The organism is Bacillus sp. JJ664, assembly GCF_036962205.1.
In the GTDB taxonomy this organism is placed as follows: Bacteria; Bacillota; Bacilli; order Bacillales; family Bacillaceae_G; genus Gottfriedia.
In genome coordinates, this window is record NZ_JBALMS010000053.1 from 1 (window position 1) to 922 (window position 922).

1 protein-coding gene and 1 pseudogene are annotated in these 922 nt (G+C 29.6%); both read left to right on the forward strand.

The window, feature by feature from the left end:
• The first annotated feature begins 35 nt into the window (after positions 1-35).
• On the forward strand, positions 36-461 hold the full coding sequence (locus V7056_RS10195; protein WP_499701613.1) for a GNAT family N-acetyltransferase: 426 nt from the start codon (positions 36-38) through the stop codon (positions 459-461).
• 215 nt (positions 462-676) lie between these two features.
• Positions 677-757, forward strand: a pseudogene (locus tag V7056_RS10200) (DUF2798 domain-containing protein); the annotation flags it as partial.
• Positions 758-922: the final 165 nt, after the last annotated feature.

The following is a 922-nucleotide window of genomic DNA, read 5'->3' on the forward strand; positions in this document are numbered from 1 at the left end:
CATTTTCATTATTACTTTTGAAAAGGAGAGGAAATATGCACATATCAAAACAATGGGTAAAAGAGGATAGTGATTTTATTCGAAATAAGGTAATTGAATACAATTTATCATTGCTTCCCGAAGAAGTAAAACAATCATCATTTCATGTTAGTCATATACTTAAAAATGATGCTGGGGAAATTGTTGGAGGGATCACTGGAAAGATTTTCTGGAACCATTTACATATTGATTATCTATGGGTAGAAGATTCATTGAGAGATAAAGGCTATGGTGGAAAGTTGTTACATCAAATCGAGAAAACGGCAATTGAAAATAATTGTAGACTAATATTATTAGATACTTTTAGTTTTCAAGCACCAGATTTTTATTTAAAACAAGGGTTTAAAGTTGTGGGGATTGTAGAAGATCACCCGAAAGGATGTAAACAATATTTTTTAGAAAAGAAACTTACTCGTGACTAAGTGAAATTGTCATTTATCAAGATATAAAAATATCAATTTGGACTACTTCGGTAGTCCTATTTAATTTGCTGAGAGATACTTAAGTTTAAAAAAAGTCCACATTTAGATTGAAAAAAAGGTTCAACACACAATGAAAAGTTCACAAATTGTTCACTTATGAAGACCTTTCGACTAACGCTATAATAACGAAGGTGTTAGAAGAAAGGATGATGGAAATGCCAACAACAAAGAAAGAAAGTTTTTATTTTGGATTAATGATGTGTGCTGGGATGGTCGTGGTCATGACATTTTCTAATCATAAATGACTTGCTTCGTTCAATAACTTCGCATTCAAACGTACTATAGACTATAATTGAGTAAACTAAATGATATCATAAGTAATCAAAATAGCTATTAATCAATATATGAACGGAAAAGTATAAAATTTTTGTTCTGAATATTTAGAATAAAACAATTAAAAG

Bases quoted from the DNA above. Each gene is read 5' to 3' on its own strand.
- V7056_RS10195 (WP_499701613.1), top strand. From the start codon at position 36: ATGCACATATCAAAACAATGGGTAAAAGAGGATAGTGATTTTATTCGA.